Consider the following 15,974-nt stretch of genomic DNA (forward strand, 5'->3'; position numbering starts at 1 on the left):
GTCAGGGCAGGGGCACGCGCACCGCCTGGCCGTCGAGGTCGAGCAGGACGCCGTCGCGGTCGATGGCGGTGATGGCGGCGTCGCCGAGGCGGTCGCCCTCGACCCGGCGCTGGCCGTCGATCACCGCGAAGCGCCGCGCCGGGTCCTCGTTCCACATGTGCAGGCTGAGCTTCAGCTCGGGCAGGCGTTCGCGCTGGCTGGAGGAGAGGCCGGCGATGCGCAGCGCGCCCTGGCCTGCGGGAGGGGGGGCGGCCGTTGGCGCGTCGCCATCCGTAATGTTGGCGGTGCCGGCGACATCGGTGGGTCGGGTGGCCTGGATGCGCCCGGCACGCTCGGTGCTTGCGGTGCTTGCGGTGTTCCCGGTGTTCCCACTGGCAGCGGCGGCCGCGGCTGCGGCTTCCTCGGCGGCGCGCGTGGCCATCGGTGGCGGTGCCAGCGGCAGGTCAGGAGCCGGATCGGGTGCCGGGGCGGCGTCCGGCACCTGGATGCGTTCGACCGCCGGGAAGCCACCGTCCAGGCGGTCCTGCCTGGGCCTGACAGCCGCAGTGCTGCCGGCGGCCGCGGCCCGGGCGGTGTCCGCGGCGTCCCCGTCCACGGAAGCACGCGGCGTCGCGGATGCGGGCGTATCCGCCGCAGCGTCGGCGCTGCGGTCGTGCTCCGCCGCGGCCTGCCGGCCATCGCGCGGCCAGAGCGCCACCAGGGCGATGGCGGCCAGCAAGGTGCCGGCGACGATCCAGGCGAGGGGTGCGAGGCGCCGCTTGGGCGGTGCCGGCGGCGGCAGTTCGACGCGCAGGTCGGGCGTGTCGCCGCGACGCCGTTCGGCTTCGGACTTGCGCAGGGCTTCGAGGATCAGGGACATGCGCGGCCTCAGTCCAGGGGGCGCTGGAGACGCGGGCCGGGATCGCCGGCGGCCAGCGCGAACAGGGTTTCGGAGCCGACCACGCCGTCGACGGCGAGCCCGCGCGCGCGCTGGAAGCGGCGCACCGAGTCGGCCAAGGCGTCGTCGAAGGCGGTGCCGGACGGCGCGTCGCTGGCCACGCCTTCGCGGACCAGGCGTTCGCGCAGCCAGTCGACGGCGGCGCCGGAGGTGCCGCGCGACGGCGGTGGCGCCAGTGTCGCCGCCGAGCGCCACACCGCGGCGTAGCGGCCCGGCCACGCGCGCTGCAGGTCGGCGCGGTCGACATCGACCACGGCGCCGTCGAGCAGCAGGCGCGCCCGCGCGCCGTCGGTGCCCTGCAGCAGCGCCCAGGCGCTGTCGCGCCCGGAGCCGAGCTGGAGCAGTACGGGGCGGCCGAGTGCGGCCAGCCGGTCGAGGTGCGCGGTGCCGCGCGTGCAGTACGTGCCGGGCGCGGGCATCGGTGCGCAGGCGCTGGCGGCGCGGGCATCGTCGGCGGTGTGCGGCAGCGACCAGGCCTGGAGCATGGCGCGCCAGGCGGCTTGGTGCGCGGCGGGCGTGGATGCGCTGGCGATCCGGGCCGCCAGCGCTGCGCCACCGATGGTCCCGGCCTCGCGCGCCGTACCATCCGGCGCCGCCGTGGAGCCTTGCGCCCCGGACGCATCCACGGCCGACGCGTCATGTCGCGGGGCGGCATCGCCAGCGGGGGCGTGCGTGTCCGTCGCGCTCGCGGCGGACTTTTCCACCTGCCGCCCCTGCATCGGCCACAGCGCCGCGAACACGATCGCGGCCACCGCCGCAGCGCCCGCGGCCGCGGCCACGCCGAGCCAGCGCCCGCGCGTCCCGTCCGCACCGCGCGCCGGCGGCAGCGCCTCGCGCGCGGCCTCCTCCACCAGCGCGGCGTCGATGCCGCTGCGGTCGCGCGCATAGCCCGCCAGCAGCGCGCGTTCGGCGATCACGTTCACCAGCCGCGGGATGCCGCCGCTGCGCAGGTGGACGCGCTGCACAGCGCCGTCGTCGAAGGGGAAGTGCTGCCCGCCGGCGACGCGGAAGCGGTGGCGCAGGTAGGCGGCGGTGCCGGCGGCGTCGAGCGGGGTGAGGTGGAAGCGCGCGGTGATACGCTGCGCCAGCTGGCGCAGGCCGGGCTCCGCCAGCAGGTCGCGCAGCTCGGGCTGGCCGACCAGGATGATCTGCAGCAGCTTCTGGGTGTCGGTTTCGAGGTTGGTCAAGAGCCGCACCTGCTCCAGCGTCTCCACCGGCAGCGCCTGCGCCTCGTCGATCAGCAGCACCACGCGCAGGCCCTGCGCATAGGCGTCCAGCAGGTGGGCGTTGAGCGCGTCGACCAGGGCCTTGGCGTTGCCGCGGCGGCCGTCCAGGCCGATGCGCAGCTCCTCGCACACGGTCTCCAGCAGCTGCACCGGGTCCTGGCGCGGGTTGAGCACCAGGGCCACGCGCACGTTGTCCGGCAGCTGGCCCAGCAGCAGCCGGCTGAGCGTGGTCTTGCCGGTGCCGACCTCGCCGGTGAGCTGGACGAAGCCGCCGCCGCCGCCCTGGGTGATGCCGAACAGCAGGTGCGCGAGCGCGTCGCGGTGGCGCTCGCCGAGGAACACGAAGCGCGGGTCCGGCGTGATCGAGAACGGCGGCTCGGCGAGCCCGTAGTGCTCCAGGTACATGGCCTCAGTCTGTCACGTCGCGCGATTCGCCCACGGCCAGGGCTTCGGGGTGCGTGATCCTGCGCGGCCGGGCCAGCACCGGGTGCACCAGCACCGCGGCCAGGATGATCACCACGCCGAGGTAGAACGGCAGGCTCAGCTCCTGCTGCTCGGAAAGCAGCACGATCGCCAGCACGATCGCGTACACCGGTTCCAGGTTCACCGCCAGCTGCGCCGAGAACGCGCTCATGTGGCGCAGCGCCACCAGCGACAGCGCGAACGGGAACAGGGTGCAGGCGAAGGCGAGCAGCAGCAGCCAGGCGGCGTCCTGCGCGCCAGGCAGCACGAACAGCGGGCCGGCGAAGGCCGGGAACAGCATTGGCATCACCGGTGCGAGCAGGGTCAGCGCGACCGCGCCGGCGCCCAGCTCCACGGCGGTCACCACCAGCGGGTCGGCATGCTCCACCAGGCGCTTGTTGAGCGAACCGAACAGGGCCACGAACAGCGCCGACAGCGCACCGACGGCCACGCCGATGCGCATGCCGTCGGGGATGCCGCCCACCACCAGCGCCACGCCGGGCAGCACGCCGATGCCCAGCGCCAGCTCGGCGCGCGAGAAGCGCCGCCCGGCGAGCTTCGGCTCTACCATCGCCACGAACACCGTGGCCAGCGCCATGCAGGTCGCGGCCACCGAGGCATTGGCCAGCTTCACCGCGCCGTAGAAGGTCAGCCAGTGCAGGGCCACCAGCACGCCGATGCCCGCGTACGCCAGCAGCAGCCGGCGCGGCAGCGCGCGCAACCCGCGCCACACCCGCGGCACCAGCGCCAGCGCCGCGGCCACCAGCAGCATCCGCCACCACACCAGCGGCAGCGCCGGCAGCGTGATCAGCTTGCCGAGGATGGCGGTGAAGCCCCACAGCAGCACGCACAGGTGGATCTGCAGCTGGGCGCGGGTGGTCGGGGTCATGGCGGGGAGGTCGCGGGGGAGCCGATGATTATCGCGGATCGGCCCTCCGGAATTCCCCTGAACTTTCCGCCGCAAGGGGCCGCGGTGGAGGCGGGGGATCAGCGGATGGAGCCTTGCACGAGCCGGGCGTGCAGTGCCATGGCTGCCGCGGGGTTGCGCTCCTTGGCCGCGGAAATGAAGAACACGAACACCTCGCGCGGCGCAGCGCCGGCGTCGGCCGCGGGCGCGATCCTCGGCAGGTCGTCCGGCTCGCCGCCCGCCGCCCAGGCGCGTGCACGGGCGGCCCAGCGTGCGAGTTCGTCGTCGGTGTAGCCGGTGGCGACGCCGCTGCGCGCGCGCATCAGCCGCGCATAGACGAAGACCGCGGTGACGTCGGCGAAGGACGGGTGTTCGTCGGAGTCGGTGAAGACGGTGGCCATGCCGTGCCGGCGCGCCAGCGCGATGTAGCCGGGATCCACGAAAGCGCGGTCGCGCACGTCGAGCACGTGGCGCAGCGGGCGCCCGCCGGCCTCGCGCGGCAGCAGCCCGAGGAAGGCGGTGAAGCCGTCGCGGTCGATGCGGGTGCCGGCGTCGAACTGCCAGACCAGCGGGCCCAGGCGGTCGCCGAGTTCGACGATGCCGCCGACGAAGTCCTCCACCTGCGCGCCGGTCCTGGCAAGCGTCCGCGACTGCGTGATGCGCTTCGGCGCCTTGGCGGAGAACACGAATCCGGGCGGGGTCTCGTCGCGCCACTTCGCGTACGTCGCCGGCTTCTGCGCGCCGTAGTACGTGCCGTTGACCTCGATCGCCGACAGGTGGCGGCTGGCGTATTCGAGCTCGCGCCGCTGCACCAGCCCCTTCGGGTAGAAGTTGTCGCGCCAGGGCGCGTAGACCCAGCCGCCGATACCGGTGCGGATGCCGTCGACCGGCGGCACGCCGGCGTCGGGCACGTCGCCGTCGCTCGCGCGCATGTCAGCCTTCCGCCTTCCACGGGTCATAGCTGCCGAACCACCACAGGTGGCCCTCGGGATCGCGGCAGGAATAGCCGCGGCCGCCGTAGTCCTGGTCGGCGATGTCCTGGACCAGCTCGGCGCCGGCGGCGACCGCGCGCGCGTAGTGCGCATCGATGTCGGCCACCACCACGCAGGGACTCTGCGTCTCGAGGCCGCCGATGTCGCCGGGCTGCGCGATGCGCCGGCCCCATTCGCTTGCGGTGTCGGCCGAACCGAGCATCACCATGCCGTTGCCGAACACCAGCTGGGCGTGGTGGACGGTGTCGCCCTCCGCGTACACCGCGTGGCGTTCGAAGCCGAAGGCGCGGCAGAGCCAGTCGATCGCCGCGGGCGCGTCGCGGTAGCGCAGGCAGGGGATGATGGTCGCGGTGGTGTCGGCGGGTCGTGCCATGGCGCTGCTCCTGATGGAACCGGCTGCCTGCAGGTTAGGGCAAGCCGCCGGGGTACGCACGCTTGGCGCGCGGGCGGCCGGCCTCGATACTGGAGGTCCAGTCCATACGGGTCTCCAACATGTCCAAGCCGTTCCTGGCCGCAGTCTCCCTGCTCCTGGTGTCCGTCGCGCCACGCGCCGACGCGCAGCAGGCGCCGCCCCAGCTGGCGCAGCTCGACGCGACGGTCGAATCGGTCCGCGACACCTTCAAGGTGCCGGGCATCGCGGTGGCCGTGGTCAAGGACGGCGAGCTGGTGTTCGCCGGTGGCTGGGGCGAGCGCGAGGTCGGCAAGCCGGGGAAGGTCGACGGCGACACCCTGTTCTCGATCGCCTCGATCACCAAGGCCTTCACCTCCGCCTCGCTGTCGATCCTGGCCGACGAGGGCAAGCTCGACATGGACGACCGCGTGATCGACCACCTGCCGTGGTTCCGCATGGCCGACGCCTACGTGACGCGCGAGATGCGCATCCGCGACCTGCTGGTGCACCGCAGCGGCCTGGGCCTCGGCGCCGGCGACCTGCTGTTCTGGCCGCCCAGCGACTACGACACGCGCGAGGTGGTCGAGCGCCTGGCGAACGTGCCGATCGAAGGCGGCTTCCGCGAGCGCTACGCCTACGACAACGTGCTGTATGCCGTCGCCCAGCTGGTGATCGAGGAGGTGTCGGGCGAACGCTACGCCGACTTCGTGCGCACGCGCCTGTTCGAGCCGGTGGGCATGTCGTCCACGCGCATCGACAGCAACGCGCTGCGGCCGACCGACACCAACGTCGCCACGGGCCACGCGCGCCCCGGTTTCACCGGTGATCCGGAGCCGGTGCCGGCGATGTCGTGGTCGAACAACACCGCGGCCGGCGGCATCTACTCCAGCGTGCGGGACATGGCGAAGTGGATGCGCGTGCAGCTTGACGGCGGCGTGCTGGACGGCGAGGGCGAGGATGCCAGGCGGCTGTTCAGCGCCAAGCGCCACGAGGCGATGTGGACGCTGGTGACGCCGATTCCGATCCGCGCGCCAGCGGTGCCCGAGCTGGCGGCGACGAAGCCGAACTTCGCCGGCTACGGCGAGGCCTGGAGCCTGAGCGACTACCGCGGCCGCCGGCTGGTCTGGCACACCGGCGGCTGGCCGGGCATGGTCTCGCGCCTGACCCTGGTGCCGGAGCTCGACCTGGGCGTGGTGGTGCTGACCAACCAGGAAGCCGGCGCGGCCTTCAACGCCGTGACCATGCATGTGCTCGACGCCTACATGGACGCACCGGCCACCGACTGGGTGGCGGCCTACGCCGCCGCGGTGGGCAAGGGCGGCGACAAGGCCGAGGAGGACTGGGCCAGGCACGTGGCCGCGCGCGACTCGAAGTCGAAGCCGTCGCTGCCGCTGGACGGCTACGCCGCGACCTATGCCGACCCGTGGTACGGCGACGTGGTGGTGGAGCAGGACGGCCGCGGCCTGCGGATGCGCTTCAGCCGCACGCCGCAGCTGGTGGGCAGGCTGGAGCACTGGCAGCACGACAGCTTCATCGTGCGCTGGGACGACCGCACGCTGAACGCGGACGCCTTCGTCAACTTCAGCCTCGACCAGGACGGCAAGGTGCTGGGCGCGCGGATGGAGGCGGTGTCGCCGCTGACCGACTTCAGCTTCGACTTCCACGACCTGCGGCTGGTGCCGAAGACGCCCTAGCGGCGCCTGCGGCCCGGGCTACCGGATCGGCTCGTCCAGCAGCAGCTGGCGGGCGAAGCGCACCGGCGGCGCGCCCGTCGCCAGCACGGCGTCGTGGTAGCGCTTCATGTCGAAGTCGGCGCCCTTCTTTTCCTCGGCGGCGCGGCGCATGTCGAAGTGCTCCTGCGCGCCGACGAAGTACGTCGCCAGCTGGGTCGACGACAGCTGCGCGCGGATCCACTTGCCCTCGGCCTCGCTCTGCTGCTGGAAGGTCCGGCGCACCATCAGGTCCATCGCCTGTTCCTTCGTCCAGTTCTCGACGTGGATGCCCTGGTCGAGGATCGCGTTGCCGACCGAGCGCGCGTAGAACTTCAGCTGCATCAGGCGGAACAGCGGGTCGTGGTCGAGGTAGCCGGCGTCGGCGACCACGCGTTCGGTGTAGACCGCCCAGCCCTCGGCGAAGGGGCCCGAGCGCAGCGCGGCGCGCAGCGTGGACGGATGGTTCGCCGAATGCGCGCCCTCCAGGTAGTGCCCCGGCATCGCCTCGTGGATCGACAGCACGTGGATCATGCGCTTGTTGTATTCGCGCAGGAACGAGGTCACCTGGGCGTCGTTCCAGTCGTCCGGGATCGGCGAGATCGCGTAGTAGGTGTCCAGGCCCTTGTCGAGCGGCCCGGGCGAATCGCAGTAGGCGACCGAGAAGCCGCGCTGGAACTCCGGCATCAGGATGATCTTCACCGGGTCGTCGGGCACGGTGACGATGTCGTGCTCGCGCACGAAGTCGGTGGCGACGTCCAGCGTGTGCTTCGCGAAGTCGACCACCTCGTCGCGCCCGGGGCGGTCCTCGTTGGCCAGCTCCATCGCCGCCTCGATCGCGGCCTGGCGCTGGTCCTCGCTGGGCTGGTCCGGGGTGTCCGGCGCGCCCGCGCGGTCCTTCAGCACGATCTTCGCCACCTCGTACATCTCGTCGCGCACGCGCGCCAGCTCGGCTTCGGCGCGGCTGCGGATCTCCTCGCGGCCGAGCGAGGAGTTCAGCGAGAAACGCAGCTTCTGGTCGTAGCGCTCGGCGCCGATGCGGAACTCGCCCTTCGCGTTCGGCACCAGGGTGCCGTCGAGCCAGGCCTGGTGCTCCTCCACCGCGGGTCGCAGCGCGGCGATGGCCGCGTCGAGGCGCTCGCGCTCGGTGCCCTGAAGCTGGTCGGCGTTGGGGGTGATGAAGGTATCGATCAGGGTGAAGATGCCGCGGTTCTGGCGCGCCACGGTCTCGGCGTGCGTCTTCGGCACCCGCGCCGGGTCGAGGTTCTCGCGCGCCTGCGCCAGCAGCGCCGGGATCTTCTCCATGCGCGCGCTGGCCGATGCCAGGCGTTCGGACACCGGTGCGAAGTCGCGCGCCATCAGGCTGTAGATCGCGCCGCCGGCCAGGCCGCTGTACACCTGCGGGTCCCAGGCCCAGGACTGCATGGTCTCGAGATCCCACAGGCTGCCTTCGAGCTGGTTGCGCAGGATGAGCGCGTCGACCTGGTGCTCGCGCGAGAGCGCGGTCGCTTCGATGGCCTCCAGCTCGGCCAGCATGGCGCGCATCCAGTCCGCCGAGGCCTTGCGGCCGGCGGCGCCGAGGTCGTCCAGCCGGTCATCGAAGCGGTGGTCGCCGATCTGGGTGGCCGCGACCGGCGACAGCGCCAGGCCTTCGTCCAGGAAGCGCGCCGCCAGCGCGGCGAACGCGCGGTCGGGTTCGCTTTCCACGGTTGCGGCGGTGGCCGCGGGTGCATCGCCGGTCGCCGGCACGGGGGACTGGCCCTGGCAGGCGGCAAGCGCCAGTGCGAGCAGGGAGGCGGTGATCAGCGGTCGGGACATGCGGGCTCTCGGGCGGGATGCAGGCGCGCAGCATAGTCCGCGCCCGGATGTCGCGCCCGGGCCGATGGTTTACCGTGGCCCGGCTGGCCACACGGAGGACAGGAGATGAACTACCAGGGCGGCTGCCACTGCGGCGGCATCACGTTCGAACTCGAGGCCGAGGCGATCACCGAAGCCATCGACTGCAACTGCTCGATGTGCCGCAGGCGAGGCAGCCTGCTGGCCTTCTTCCCGCGCGCGGCGCTGACGCTGTCCACGCCGGAATCCGCGCTGGGCACTTACACCTTCAACCGGAATGCGATCCGGCACCACTTCTGCCCGACCTGCGGCATCGCGCCCTTCAGCGAAGGCGTCGATCCGCGAAGCGGCGCGGAGATGGCGGCGGTGAACCTGCGCTGCGTGCCCGGCATCGATCTTTCGGCGTTGAAGGTGACGCCGGTGGACGGCGCGAGTTTCTGAGCCTGCGGCGGGACGGAGGCGGCCTCAGTCCTCGTCTTCCTCGTCGAACTCCACCAACGCATCCAGGTCGAAGGCCAGCGCTTCCACCGCCTCGCGCACGCGGCGCGCGGTGGAGGCGTTGGGCGCGTCGATCTCGATGGTGTGGCCCTGCGGACCGCCGACGTCGCTGAGGCCGGCGGAGCTGGAATCGGCGTCGTCGAGCTGCGGCATCAGGTCGTCGATCTCCTCGACGTGCTCGATGCCGTCGAGGCTCTGCAGCAGGTTGATGATGGCGCGGGCGGTGTCGTCGCTGCCGGTCAGTCGGATGCGGAGCAGGGCCATCGTGGGGGTCCTCTGGAATGCGGTCGTGTGGGGGAGGCGATGCGTGCTCCACAGGCTAGGAAGCCGCCGGCCAAGGCCGCGTGACGGGCCGGCGACTCAGTCCGCGATCCGCACCGGCACGGTGATGTTGCACAGGTCGATATGCCCGGCCGGCTGTACGTACCAGCCGTCGCGGCGGTTGCGGCGCGACTCGACCACGGCGTCGAACAGCGGCGTGTCGGTGCGCAGCACCTGGAGGTCGGTGCGCTCGGCCTCCGGCACCTCGGACGCGAGGCGCACGGCCCTGATCGGCACCCGCTTAGCCGCGTCCTCGTGGAAGCCCAGCGGGCCAGTCCCGCGCGGCACCACGCTCAGCAGCTCCATGCCGTGCAGCACGCGGCCGACCTGGGTGATGTTGCGGTCGAGCTGGCGCGGCGACTGGCCGGTGACGACGTAGAGCTCGGCGCCGGTGCTGGAGTCGGGCGCTGCGTCGCGGCCCGCGCCCAGCGTGCCGTAGCAGTGCGCCATCCAGGCTTGGCCCGCCGCCGGGTCGCGCGCGGCGGGAAAGCCCGCGGCGAACCCGGTCTGCGGCGCCCAGCCGTCGCGGTCGGGCAGGGCGTGGAAGGCGAGGCCCTCGGCCGGGCGGGAGAACTCGGCGGGCAGCGCCGGCTTCGCGTCGCCGAGCGGCCGCGGCGTTCCGCCTTCGTCAACGAGGTCGCCGAACTGGACCACGAAGTTGTCCTGCGAGCGGTAGATCGTCAGCCCGTCCCAGAAGCCCTGTCTGGCCAGCGTGCGGATGTTGGCCACGTGCGCCGGCGCGAAGTCGGGGGCGAGTTCGATCACCACGCGGCCGCCCTCGAGTTCCATGTACAGGGTGTTGCCGGGGTCCGGGCGGCGCCAGTCCGTCGGCAGCGATGCGTCCAGCAGTTCCTGGGTCGTCTTCGGGCGGTCCGGCGCGTCGGCCGCGGCGGGTTCGGCGGCACCGGCGGCGGCCGCCAGCAGCGCGGCAAGCAGGGGCAGGAGGCGGACGCGGCGGCTTCGATCCATGGCAGGGACTCCGGTGGGAAGGCCCGGATTGTTGCCCATCCCGGCGCCTGGCTGACTATCGGCACATTCGCTATATGGAAGTTCGCAATAGCATCGGGGCATGGTTGAACAGACGCCACCCCCGGACATCGACGCCGCCCTGCGCAAGTTCCAGCGCGAGCTGAGTTCGGGCGTGGTAGCGCTGGCCCTGCTTGCGGTGCTGTCGCGCGCCGGCGAGCCGATGTACGGCTACCAGATCGCCAAGACCCTGGAGCGCTTCGGCGAGGGCGTGCTGAGCGGCAAGCAGAGCGCGCTGTATCCGGTGCTGCGCAACCTGGAGGCGGCGGCCTTCCTTGCCAGCCACGTCGGGCCGTCGGATGCCGGGCCGCCGCGCCGCTACTACCAGATCACCGACGCCGGGCGCGCCGCCCTGCGCGAATGGGCCGCCGCCTGGCGCGCGACCCGCGACTCAGTCGATACCGTCGTGGAGGGGACCCCATGAACACCAGCCTGCCCCGCACCATCCCCGAATACCTGGAGCAGCTGCGGAAGGCGCTTGCCGGCGCCGATCCGGCGATGATCCAGGACGCGCTCTATGACGCCGAGGAATACCTGCGCTCCGAGCTGGCCGAGAACCCGGGCCGGTCCGAGGCCGAGGTCATCGCCGCAGTGGCGTCCAGCTACGGCGCGCCCGACGAGGTCGCCGACATCTACCGCGACACCGAGGCCACCGTGCAGACCGCGCTGCGTTCGCCGGTGCCGCGGCCGCGCAAGTCGCTGGCCGGGCGCTTCTTCGGCGTCGTCGCCGATCCGCGCACCTACGCCTCGCTGTTCTACATGGTGCTGGCGCTGGCCACCGGCGTCTTCTACTTCACCTGGGTGGTGGCCGGCTTCTCCACCGCCGCCGGCCTGTCGATCACCCTGGTCGGCATCCCGCTGCTGATCCTGTTCTTCGGCTCGGTGCGGGTGCTGTCGCTGGTCGAGGGCCGGATCGTGGAAGTGATGCTGGGCGAGCGCATGCCGCGGCGGCCGCTGTATTCGGCGCGCGGGCGCAGCATCTGGCAGCGGATCGGCGACATGTTCACCGACCCGCGCACCTGGAGCACGCTGCTGTACATGCTGCTGATGCTGCCGCTGGGCGTGGCCTACTTCACGGTGGCGGTGACCCTGCTGGCGATGTCGCTGTCGTGCATCCTCAGCCCGCTGGCGCTGCTGCCGGGCCTGCACCTGAACGTGTGGATGTTCGGCTACAACCTGCCCGAGGAAGCTCCCTGGTTGCTGGCGCTGGTCTGCCTGGCCGGCGTGGCGCTGTTGTTCGCCACACTGCACCTGGTGCGCGGCATCGGCCGCCTGCACGGCCTGCTCGCCAAGCACCTGCTGGTGAAGACGGCGCAGTACTCGTGATCGTCCGTACGATCCGCGCATTGGTGTTGCTTGGACTGGCGCTGGCATGCGGCGTCGCGACGGCATCCGGACCCGGGTTTGCTTTCACGCCACCTCCCGATGCCGATGATGCGGGGATCGGGAAGGCAGTCGCCGGGCTCGCGGAAGACGTGCTGTCGGCCCGTGCGAGCGGGCTCGAGGTGCCTGCGGCCGGGCTTGCGCACCTGTACCTGGCGGCCGGGAGGAACCGCGATGCGGTCGATGCCATCCGTGCGGCAATGGACGAGCTTGCGTCGCAGGGCGCGCACGAACGCCTGCGGCGCTGGGTGCCCTACCTGCTCCTTGCGCAGGCGCGCGCAGACCGGGGGCGCAGCTTCGACAAGGCCTATCCAGCGGCGTTCAAGACCTGGTTCGTGGAGCTTGACGATCTTGAGGCGCAGCGCACGCAGTACTGGTTTGGCGGTGACCTCGAGCGCGCAAGGGAGGATCTTCGCCAGTTCGCGTCGCGTCTGGCAGGTGCCACGCAGCTCACCCTGGACGACGCCCAGGGCCTTGCGCGCCGGCAGGCTTTTGTGGACGTGCTTGCCGTGGCTGGATCGGTCGGGGCCTTGATCGCCGAGGACGAGGCGGCGCGCTACGTCGTCGATGCGGACGTGCTGATCCGGACACCGGGCGGAGCCACGCTGTCCGCAGTGGTGGTGCGGAGTCGCAGGGCTGCGCTGCCGCTGCCGGCCGCAATGGTGTTCACGATCTACACGGTGCCCGAAGGCAACCGTGCAACGGCCCTGCAGGCTGCGGCGCACGGTTACGCAGGGGTGGTGGTGGACGCGCGCGGCAAACGACCGAGCCGGGACGAGATCCGTCCGTACGAGACCGAGGCTGATGACGCCGCCGCGGCGGTCGAATGGATCGCGGAACAGCCATGGAGCGATGGCCGGGTGGCGATGTACGGGGGCAGCTATTCCGGGTTCGCCGCCTGGGCGGCGGCCAAGCGCATGCCCCGCGCGCTGAAAACCATCGTCCCGTACGTGGCCGCGATACCCGGTCTCGGCCTGCCGATGGAGAACAACGTCTTTTTGACAGCAAACTACGGATGGCCGTTCTATGTCGCCAGCAACCGGTTCCTGGACGATGACACCTACTCCGACCGCGAGCGCTGGCAGCGCCTGCCTCCGGCCTGGTACGAAAGCGGGCGGCCGTACCGCGAAATCGACCGGGTGGACGGCACGCCGAACCCCTGGTTGCAGCGCTGGCTCTCGCATCCCGCCTATGACGCCTACTGGCAGGCGATGGTGCCCTATGGCGACGAGTTCGCACGCATCGACATTCCGGTGCTGTCGATCACCGGCTACTACGATGACGGACAGGTCTCGGCACTGCAGTACTTCAAGGAGCATTTGCGGCATCGCCCGGACGCGGAACACTACCTGTTGATAGGCCCCTACGACCACTTCGGTGCGCAGGCGCCGGTAAAGCCGCGCAGCGTGGCCGGGTATGGGATCGATCCCGTGGCGCAGTTCGATACGCAGGAAATCACGTTCCAGTGGCTGGATCACGTGCTGCGCGACAAGCCGCGACCGGCGCTGCTGCGCGACCGGATCAACTACCAGTTGATGGGCGCTGACGAGTGGCGCAGCGCACCGTCTCTGGACGCTGCCGCGGAACCGGAGGCGTTCCACCTCTCCGGCGCGGCATGCGGGCCGTACCGGTGCCTGTCGCGCGCGCCGGAGGCGACGCCACCGCTGCGGCAAATGGTCGACTTCGCCGATCGCGCGACGCAGGGCCACGGCTACTATCCGGATCCTGTCGTGCGCGACCAGCCCGGGTTTGACAACGTATTCGCCTTCGCAAGCGAGCCGTTCGTACAGCCGACCTCGGTGGTCGGTACGTTCTCGGGCACGCTCAGGGTGCGCATCGACAAGCGCGACTTCGACTTCAGCGTATCGCTCTACGAGCTGAAGCCCAGCGGCGCCATGATGCAGTTGTCCTATTACGTCGGCCGTGCGAGCTACGCCAGGGACATGGCGCAGCGGGAGCTTCTGGTTCCCGGTGAATGGACCACGGTCCCGTTCGAGCGCACGCGCATGACCGGGCGCAGGATGGATGCGGGCAGCCGCCTGCTGGTGGTCGTGGACGTGTTGAAGGATCCGTGGCACCAGCTGAATCTGGGTACCGGAAAGGATGTCAGTGACGAATCCATCGTCGACGCGGGCCAGCCGCTGACGATCGAATGGCACCCGGACAGCCTCATCCGCGTGCCATTGCAGGCCGGTCCCGGCGGTTGACGACTGCCGTCAGGAAGCCGTGTGGCCTGTCCGGGATGTCTCAACGCTTTGCGGACTGCCCGCGCGCCGTCCGGCGGGCGGCTGGCTTCCGCGGCTGCGCCACGTCGTGGCCGGCGATGAAGTCGCGCACCTTCGGATACACCTGCGTGCGCCAGCGACGGCCGCTGAAGATGCCGTAGTGGCCGGCGCCTTCGACCGTGAAGTGCTCGCGGTCGGCGTCGGCGACGCCGGTGCACAGGTCGTGCGCGGCGCGGGTCTGGCCGAGGCCGGAGATGTCGTCCAGCTCGCCCTCGATGGTCATCAGCGCGCAGCCGGTGATCGCCGCGGGATCCACGCGCTCGCCGGCCACGTCCCAGGCGCCGCGCGGCAGCAGGTGCTCCTGGAACACCACGCGGATGGTGTCGAGGTAGTACTCGGCCGGCATGTCGAGCACGGCGTTGTATTCGTCGTAGAAGCGGCGGTGCGAGGCCGCGTCCTCCAGGTCGCCCTTGACCAGGTCCTGGTAGAAGTCCCAGTGCGACATGAAGTGGCGCTCTGGGTTCATCGCCACGAAACCGGTGTGCTGCAGGAAGCCGGGGTACACGCGGCGGCCGCGGCCGGGGTAGTTCGGCGGCACGGTGTGGATGACGTTCTGCTCGAACCACCACAGCGGGCGCGTGGACGCGAGGTTGTTGACCGCGGTCGGGGAGTTCCGCGTGTCGATCGGGCCGCCCATCATCACCATCGAGCGCGGCAGGTCCTCGCCGCGCGCGGCCATCAGCGAGACCGCGGCCAGCACCGGCACCGTCGGCTGGCAGACGCTCATCACGTGCAGGCGCTCGGCGCCGATGTGGCGGATGAAGTCCTGGATGTAGGCGACGTAGTCGTCCAGCGTGAACGCGCCGGCCTCCTTCGGCACCATGCGTGCGTCGACCCAGTCGGTGATGTAGACCTTGTGGTCGGGCAGCAGGGTGCGCACGGTGTCGCGCAGCAGCGTGGCGTGGTGGCCCGATAGCGGCGCGACCACCAGCACGGTGGGCTGGTCCTTCATGCCGAGGATGTTTTCGGCGTCGTCGGTGTAGCGCTTGAAGCGCAGCAGGCGGCAGAAGGGCCTGTCGAGCGCGACCTTCTCCACCACCGGCACGTCGTGGCCGTCCTTCACCACCTGGTGGATGGCGAAGGGCGGCTTCTCGTAGTCCTTGCCGATGCGGTGCAGCAGTTCGTTGCCGGCGGCGAGGCGGGTGGCGCCGGGCAGCGAGGACAGCCAGGTGCCGTCGGTGCCGAAGATCTTCGCGTTCGCCTGCGCCAGCTCGGTGAACGGCGCGAGCAGCTGGCGGTTGAGTTCGTGGAGCTGGTAGATCATCTGCGGAGCGGCCCCTGTTTTTGGCGCGCTGCAGCATAACGCAGGGGCCTGCGTGCGGAAGTGATCATCGGTACAGGCCGCCCGTTCAGCTTTCCGCCGGCCCAGGCCGGTTCAGGCCAGCTCCAGCGCCGTCGCGCCCGGCACCAGCGCCGGCGACAGCCAGCAGTGCGAGCCCAGGGCGCGAAAGCCCACGGCCTCGAAGCGGCGCCGGTAGAAGGCGCCCGGGCGGGCGATGAAACCGTCCTCGTCGCCCTCGGCGGCGTCCTCGCGGGCGAAGGCTTCGAGGAAGGCGACGCCGCCGCAGAGTTCCGCCAGCCCCGGCAGACCGCGGTCGATCTCCGGCGCCTTCAGGTAGTGCAGCACGTCGCTGCAGACCACCAGGTCGGCGGGTGGGCAGGGGCGCAGGTGCTCGAAGTCGGCGAAGCGGGCGTAGTGCAGGTTGCGGCGCGCGCCGTGGCGCCCGATCGCGTATTCGCTGCTGTCGAAGCCGAGGTAGCGCAGCTTCGGCCGCAGCTTCAGCAGCGGCGCGCGCCACGCGCCCTCGCCGCAGCCGATGTCGAGCACCGTGCGCAGCGGGTGCTCGAGGTGGTATTCGGCCGTGGCCACCGCCAGCGCCACCTTGCGTGCCAGGCGCTGCGCACCGCCGATGCCGCCGCGGCGGTACCAGCGGTCGAAGTAGTCGCGGTCGTAGCGCTTGTCCATGCGGCGGGCCTGGCGGAAAGGCCGGCCATTGTAGG

At 71.4% G+C, this 15,974-nt stretch carries 15 protein-coding genes; 5 read left to right on the forward strand and 10 right to left on the reverse strand.

Features of this window, described 5'->3' with window-relative positions; translation table 11 throughout:
- Position 1: 1 nt before the first annotated feature.
- The 5 genes from IE168_RS00190 to IE168_RS00210 form a co-directional block, all read right to left on the reverse strand.
- The gene (locus IE168_RS00190; protein WP_189494012.1) at positions 2 to 859 is read right to left on the reverse strand and encodes a general secretion pathway protein GspB; all 858 of its coding nucleotides are present in this window, start codon (positions 857 to 859) and stop codon (positions 2 to 4) included.
- Between the two features lie 8 nt (positions 860 to 867).
- Positions 868 to 2,568 carry an ExeA family protein gene (locus IE168_RS00195; protein WP_189494013.1) on the reverse strand — a complete coding sequence of 567 codons (1,701 nt, stop codon included), beginning with the start codon at positions 2,566 to 2,568 and terminating at the stop codon, positions 868 to 870.
- 4 nt (positions 2,569 to 2,572) lie between these two features.
- The gene (locus IE168_RS00200) at positions 2,573 to 3,514 is read right to left on the reverse strand and encodes a DMT family transporter (RefSeq protein WP_189494014.1); all 942 of its coding nucleotides are present in this window, start codon (positions 3,512 to 3,514) and stop codon (positions 2,573 to 2,575) included.
- 98 nt (positions 3,515 to 3,612) lie between these two features.
- Positions 3,613 to 4,464, reverse strand: a complete 852-nt coding sequence (locus tag IE168_RS00205; RefSeq protein ID WP_189494015.1) for a DUF72 domain-containing protein — start codon at positions 4,462 to 4,464, stop codon at positions 3,613 to 3,615.
- A 1-nt stretch (position 4,465) separates the two neighbouring features.
- Positions 4,466 to 4,897 (reverse strand): VOC family protein, encoded by a 432-nt coding sequence (locus IE168_RS00210; protein ID WP_189494016.1) that lies wholly within the window; start codon positions 4,895 to 4,897, stop codon positions 4,466 to 4,468.
- A 119-nt stretch (positions 4,898 to 5,016) separates the two neighbouring features.
- Here IE168_RS00210 and IE168_RS00215 point away from each other — a divergent pair, with 119 nt between their 5' ends.
- Positions 5,017 to 6,609: a serine hydrolase gene (locus IE168_RS00215; RefSeq protein WP_189494017.1), complete on the forward strand. Its 1,593-nt coding sequence runs from the start codon at positions 5,017 to 5,019 to the stop codon at positions 6,607 to 6,609.
- 18 nt (positions 6,610 to 6,627) lie between these two features.
- On the opposite strand, the gene IE168_RS00220 is transcribed toward IE168_RS00215, so the two are convergent.
- Positions 6,628 to 8,442 (reverse strand): DUF885 domain-containing protein, encoded by a 1,815-nt coding sequence (locus tag IE168_RS00220; protein WP_189494018.1) that lies wholly within the window; start codon positions 8,440 to 8,442, stop codon positions 6,628 to 6,630.
- A 105-nt stretch (positions 8,443 to 8,547) separates the two neighbouring features.
- On the opposite strand from IE168_RS00220, the gene IE168_RS00225 reads away from it, so the two are divergent.
- Complete coding sequence (locus IE168_RS00225; RefSeq protein ID WP_189494019.1) at positions 8,548 to 8,901, forward strand: GFA family protein; 354 nt, start codon at positions 8,548 to 8,550, stop codon at positions 8,899 to 8,901.
- 24 nt (positions 8,902 to 8,925) lie between these two features.
- Here IE168_RS00225 and IE168_RS00230 read toward each other — a convergent pair whose 3' ends face one another.
- Entirely contained in the window at positions 8,926 to 9,222 is a 297-nt protein-coding gene (locus tag IE168_RS00230; RefSeq protein WP_189494020.1) for a hypothetical protein, read from the reverse strand.
- 96 nt (positions 9,223 to 9,318) lie between these two features.
- Positions 9,319 to 10,248, reverse strand: coding sequence for a peptidylprolyl isomerase (locus IE168_RS00235; RefSeq protein WP_189494021.1), 930 nt, complete (start codon positions 10,246 to 10,248; stop codon positions 9,319 to 9,321).
- Between the two features lie 100 nt (positions 10,249 to 10,348).
- Between IE168_RS00235 and IE168_RS00240 the strand changes: the two genes are divergently transcribed.
- From IE168_RS00240 to IE168_RS00250, 3 genes are read left to right on the forward strand one after another with little or no spacing between them, the layout of a single operon-like run.
- Entirely contained in the window at positions 10,349 to 10,729 is a 381-nt protein-coding gene (locus IE168_RS00240) for a PadR family transcriptional regulator (protein ID WP_189494022.1), read from the forward strand.
- Entirely contained in the window at positions 10,726 to 11,631 is a 906-nt protein-coding gene (locus IE168_RS00245; protein ID WP_189494023.1) for a sensor domain-containing protein, read from the forward strand. The genes IE168_RS00240 and IE168_RS00245 overlap by 4 nt, the downstream gene beginning before the upstream one ends.
- Entirely contained in the window at positions 11,628 to 13,895 is a 2,268-nt protein-coding gene (locus IE168_RS00250) for a CocE/NonD family hydrolase (RefSeq protein ID WP_189494024.1), read from the forward strand. The genes IE168_RS00245 and IE168_RS00250 overlap by 4 nt, the downstream gene beginning before the upstream one ends.
- A 40-nt stretch (positions 13,896 to 13,935) precedes the next feature.
- Here the strand turns inward: IE168_RS00250 and IE168_RS00255 are convergent, their stop codons facing one another.
- Positions 13,936 to 15,237 (reverse strand): polyhydroxyalkanoate depolymerase, encoded by a 1,302-nt coding sequence (locus IE168_RS00255; RefSeq protein WP_189494025.1) that lies wholly within the window; start codon positions 15,235 to 15,237, stop codon positions 13,936 to 13,938.
- Positions 15,238 to 15,348: 111 nt separating this feature from the next.
- Entirely contained in the window at positions 15,349 to 15,939 is a 591-nt protein-coding gene (locus IE168_RS00260) for a class I SAM-dependent DNA methyltransferase (RefSeq protein WP_189494026.1), read from the reverse strand.
- Between the last annotated feature and the right edge of the window lie 35 nt (positions 15,940 to 15,974).

Origin of the sequence: Luteimonas padinae (assembly GCF_014652935.1) — a bacterium.
GTDB classification, from domain to species: Bacteria; Pseudomonadota; Gammaproteobacteria; order Xanthomonadales; family Xanthomonadaceae; genus Luteimonas; species Luteimonas padinae.

Excerpts from the sequence above, each read along its gene's own strand:
- IE168_RS00190 (WP_189494012.1), bottom strand. The coding sequence starts at position 859 with ATGTCCCTGATCCTCGAAGCCCTGCGCAAGTCCGAAGCCGAACGGCGT.
- IE168_RS00195 (WP_189494013.1), bottom strand. The coding sequence starts at position 2,568 with ATGTACCTGGAGCACTACGGGCTCGCCGAGCCGCCGTTCTCGATCACG.
- IE168_RS00200 (WP_189494014.1), bottom strand. The coding sequence starts at position 3,514 with ATGACCCCGACCACCCGCGCCCAGCTGCAGATCCACCTGTGCGTGCTG.
- IE168_RS00205 (WP_189494015.1), bottom strand. The coding sequence starts at position 4,464 with ATGCGCGCGAGCGACGGCGACGTGCCCGACGCCGGCGTGCCGCCGGTC.
- IE168_RS00210 (WP_189494016.1), bottom strand. The coding sequence starts at position 4,897 with ATGGCACGACCCGCCGACACCACCGCGACCATCATCCCCTGCCTGCGC.
- IE168_RS00215 (WP_189494017.1), top strand. The coding sequence starts at position 5,017 with ATGTCCAAGCCGTTCCTGGCCGCAGTCTCCCTGCTCCTGGTGTCCGTC.
- IE168_RS00220 (WP_189494018.1), bottom strand. The coding sequence starts at position 8,442 with ATGTCCCGACCGCTGATCACCGCCTCCCTGCTCGCACTGGCGCTTGCC.
- IE168_RS00225 (WP_189494019.1), top strand. The coding sequence starts at position 8,548 with ATGAACTACCAGGGCGGCTGCCACTGCGGCGGCATCACGTTCGAACTC.
- IE168_RS00230 (WP_189494020.1), bottom strand. The coding sequence starts at position 9,222 with ATGGCCCTGCTCCGCATCCGACTGACCGGCAGCGACGACACCGCCCGC.
- IE168_RS00235 (WP_189494021.1), bottom strand. The coding sequence starts at position 10,248 with ATGGATCGAAGCCGCCGCGTCCGCCTCCTGCCCCTGCTTGCCGCGCTG.
- IE168_RS00240 (WP_189494022.1), top strand. The coding sequence starts at position 10,349 with ATGGTTGAACAGACGCCACCCCCGGACATCGACGCCGCCCTGCGCAAG.
- IE168_RS00245 (WP_189494023.1), top strand. The coding sequence starts at position 10,726 with ATGAACACCAGCCTGCCCCGCACCATCCCCGAATACCTGGAGCAGCTG.
- IE168_RS00255 (WP_189494025.1), bottom strand. The coding sequence starts at position 15,237 with ATGATCTACCAGCTCCACGAACTCAACCGCCAGCTGCTCGCGCCGTTC.
- IE168_RS00260 (WP_189494026.1), bottom strand. The coding sequence starts at position 15,939 with ATGGACAAGCGCTACGACCGCGACTACTTCGACCGCTGGTACCGCCGC.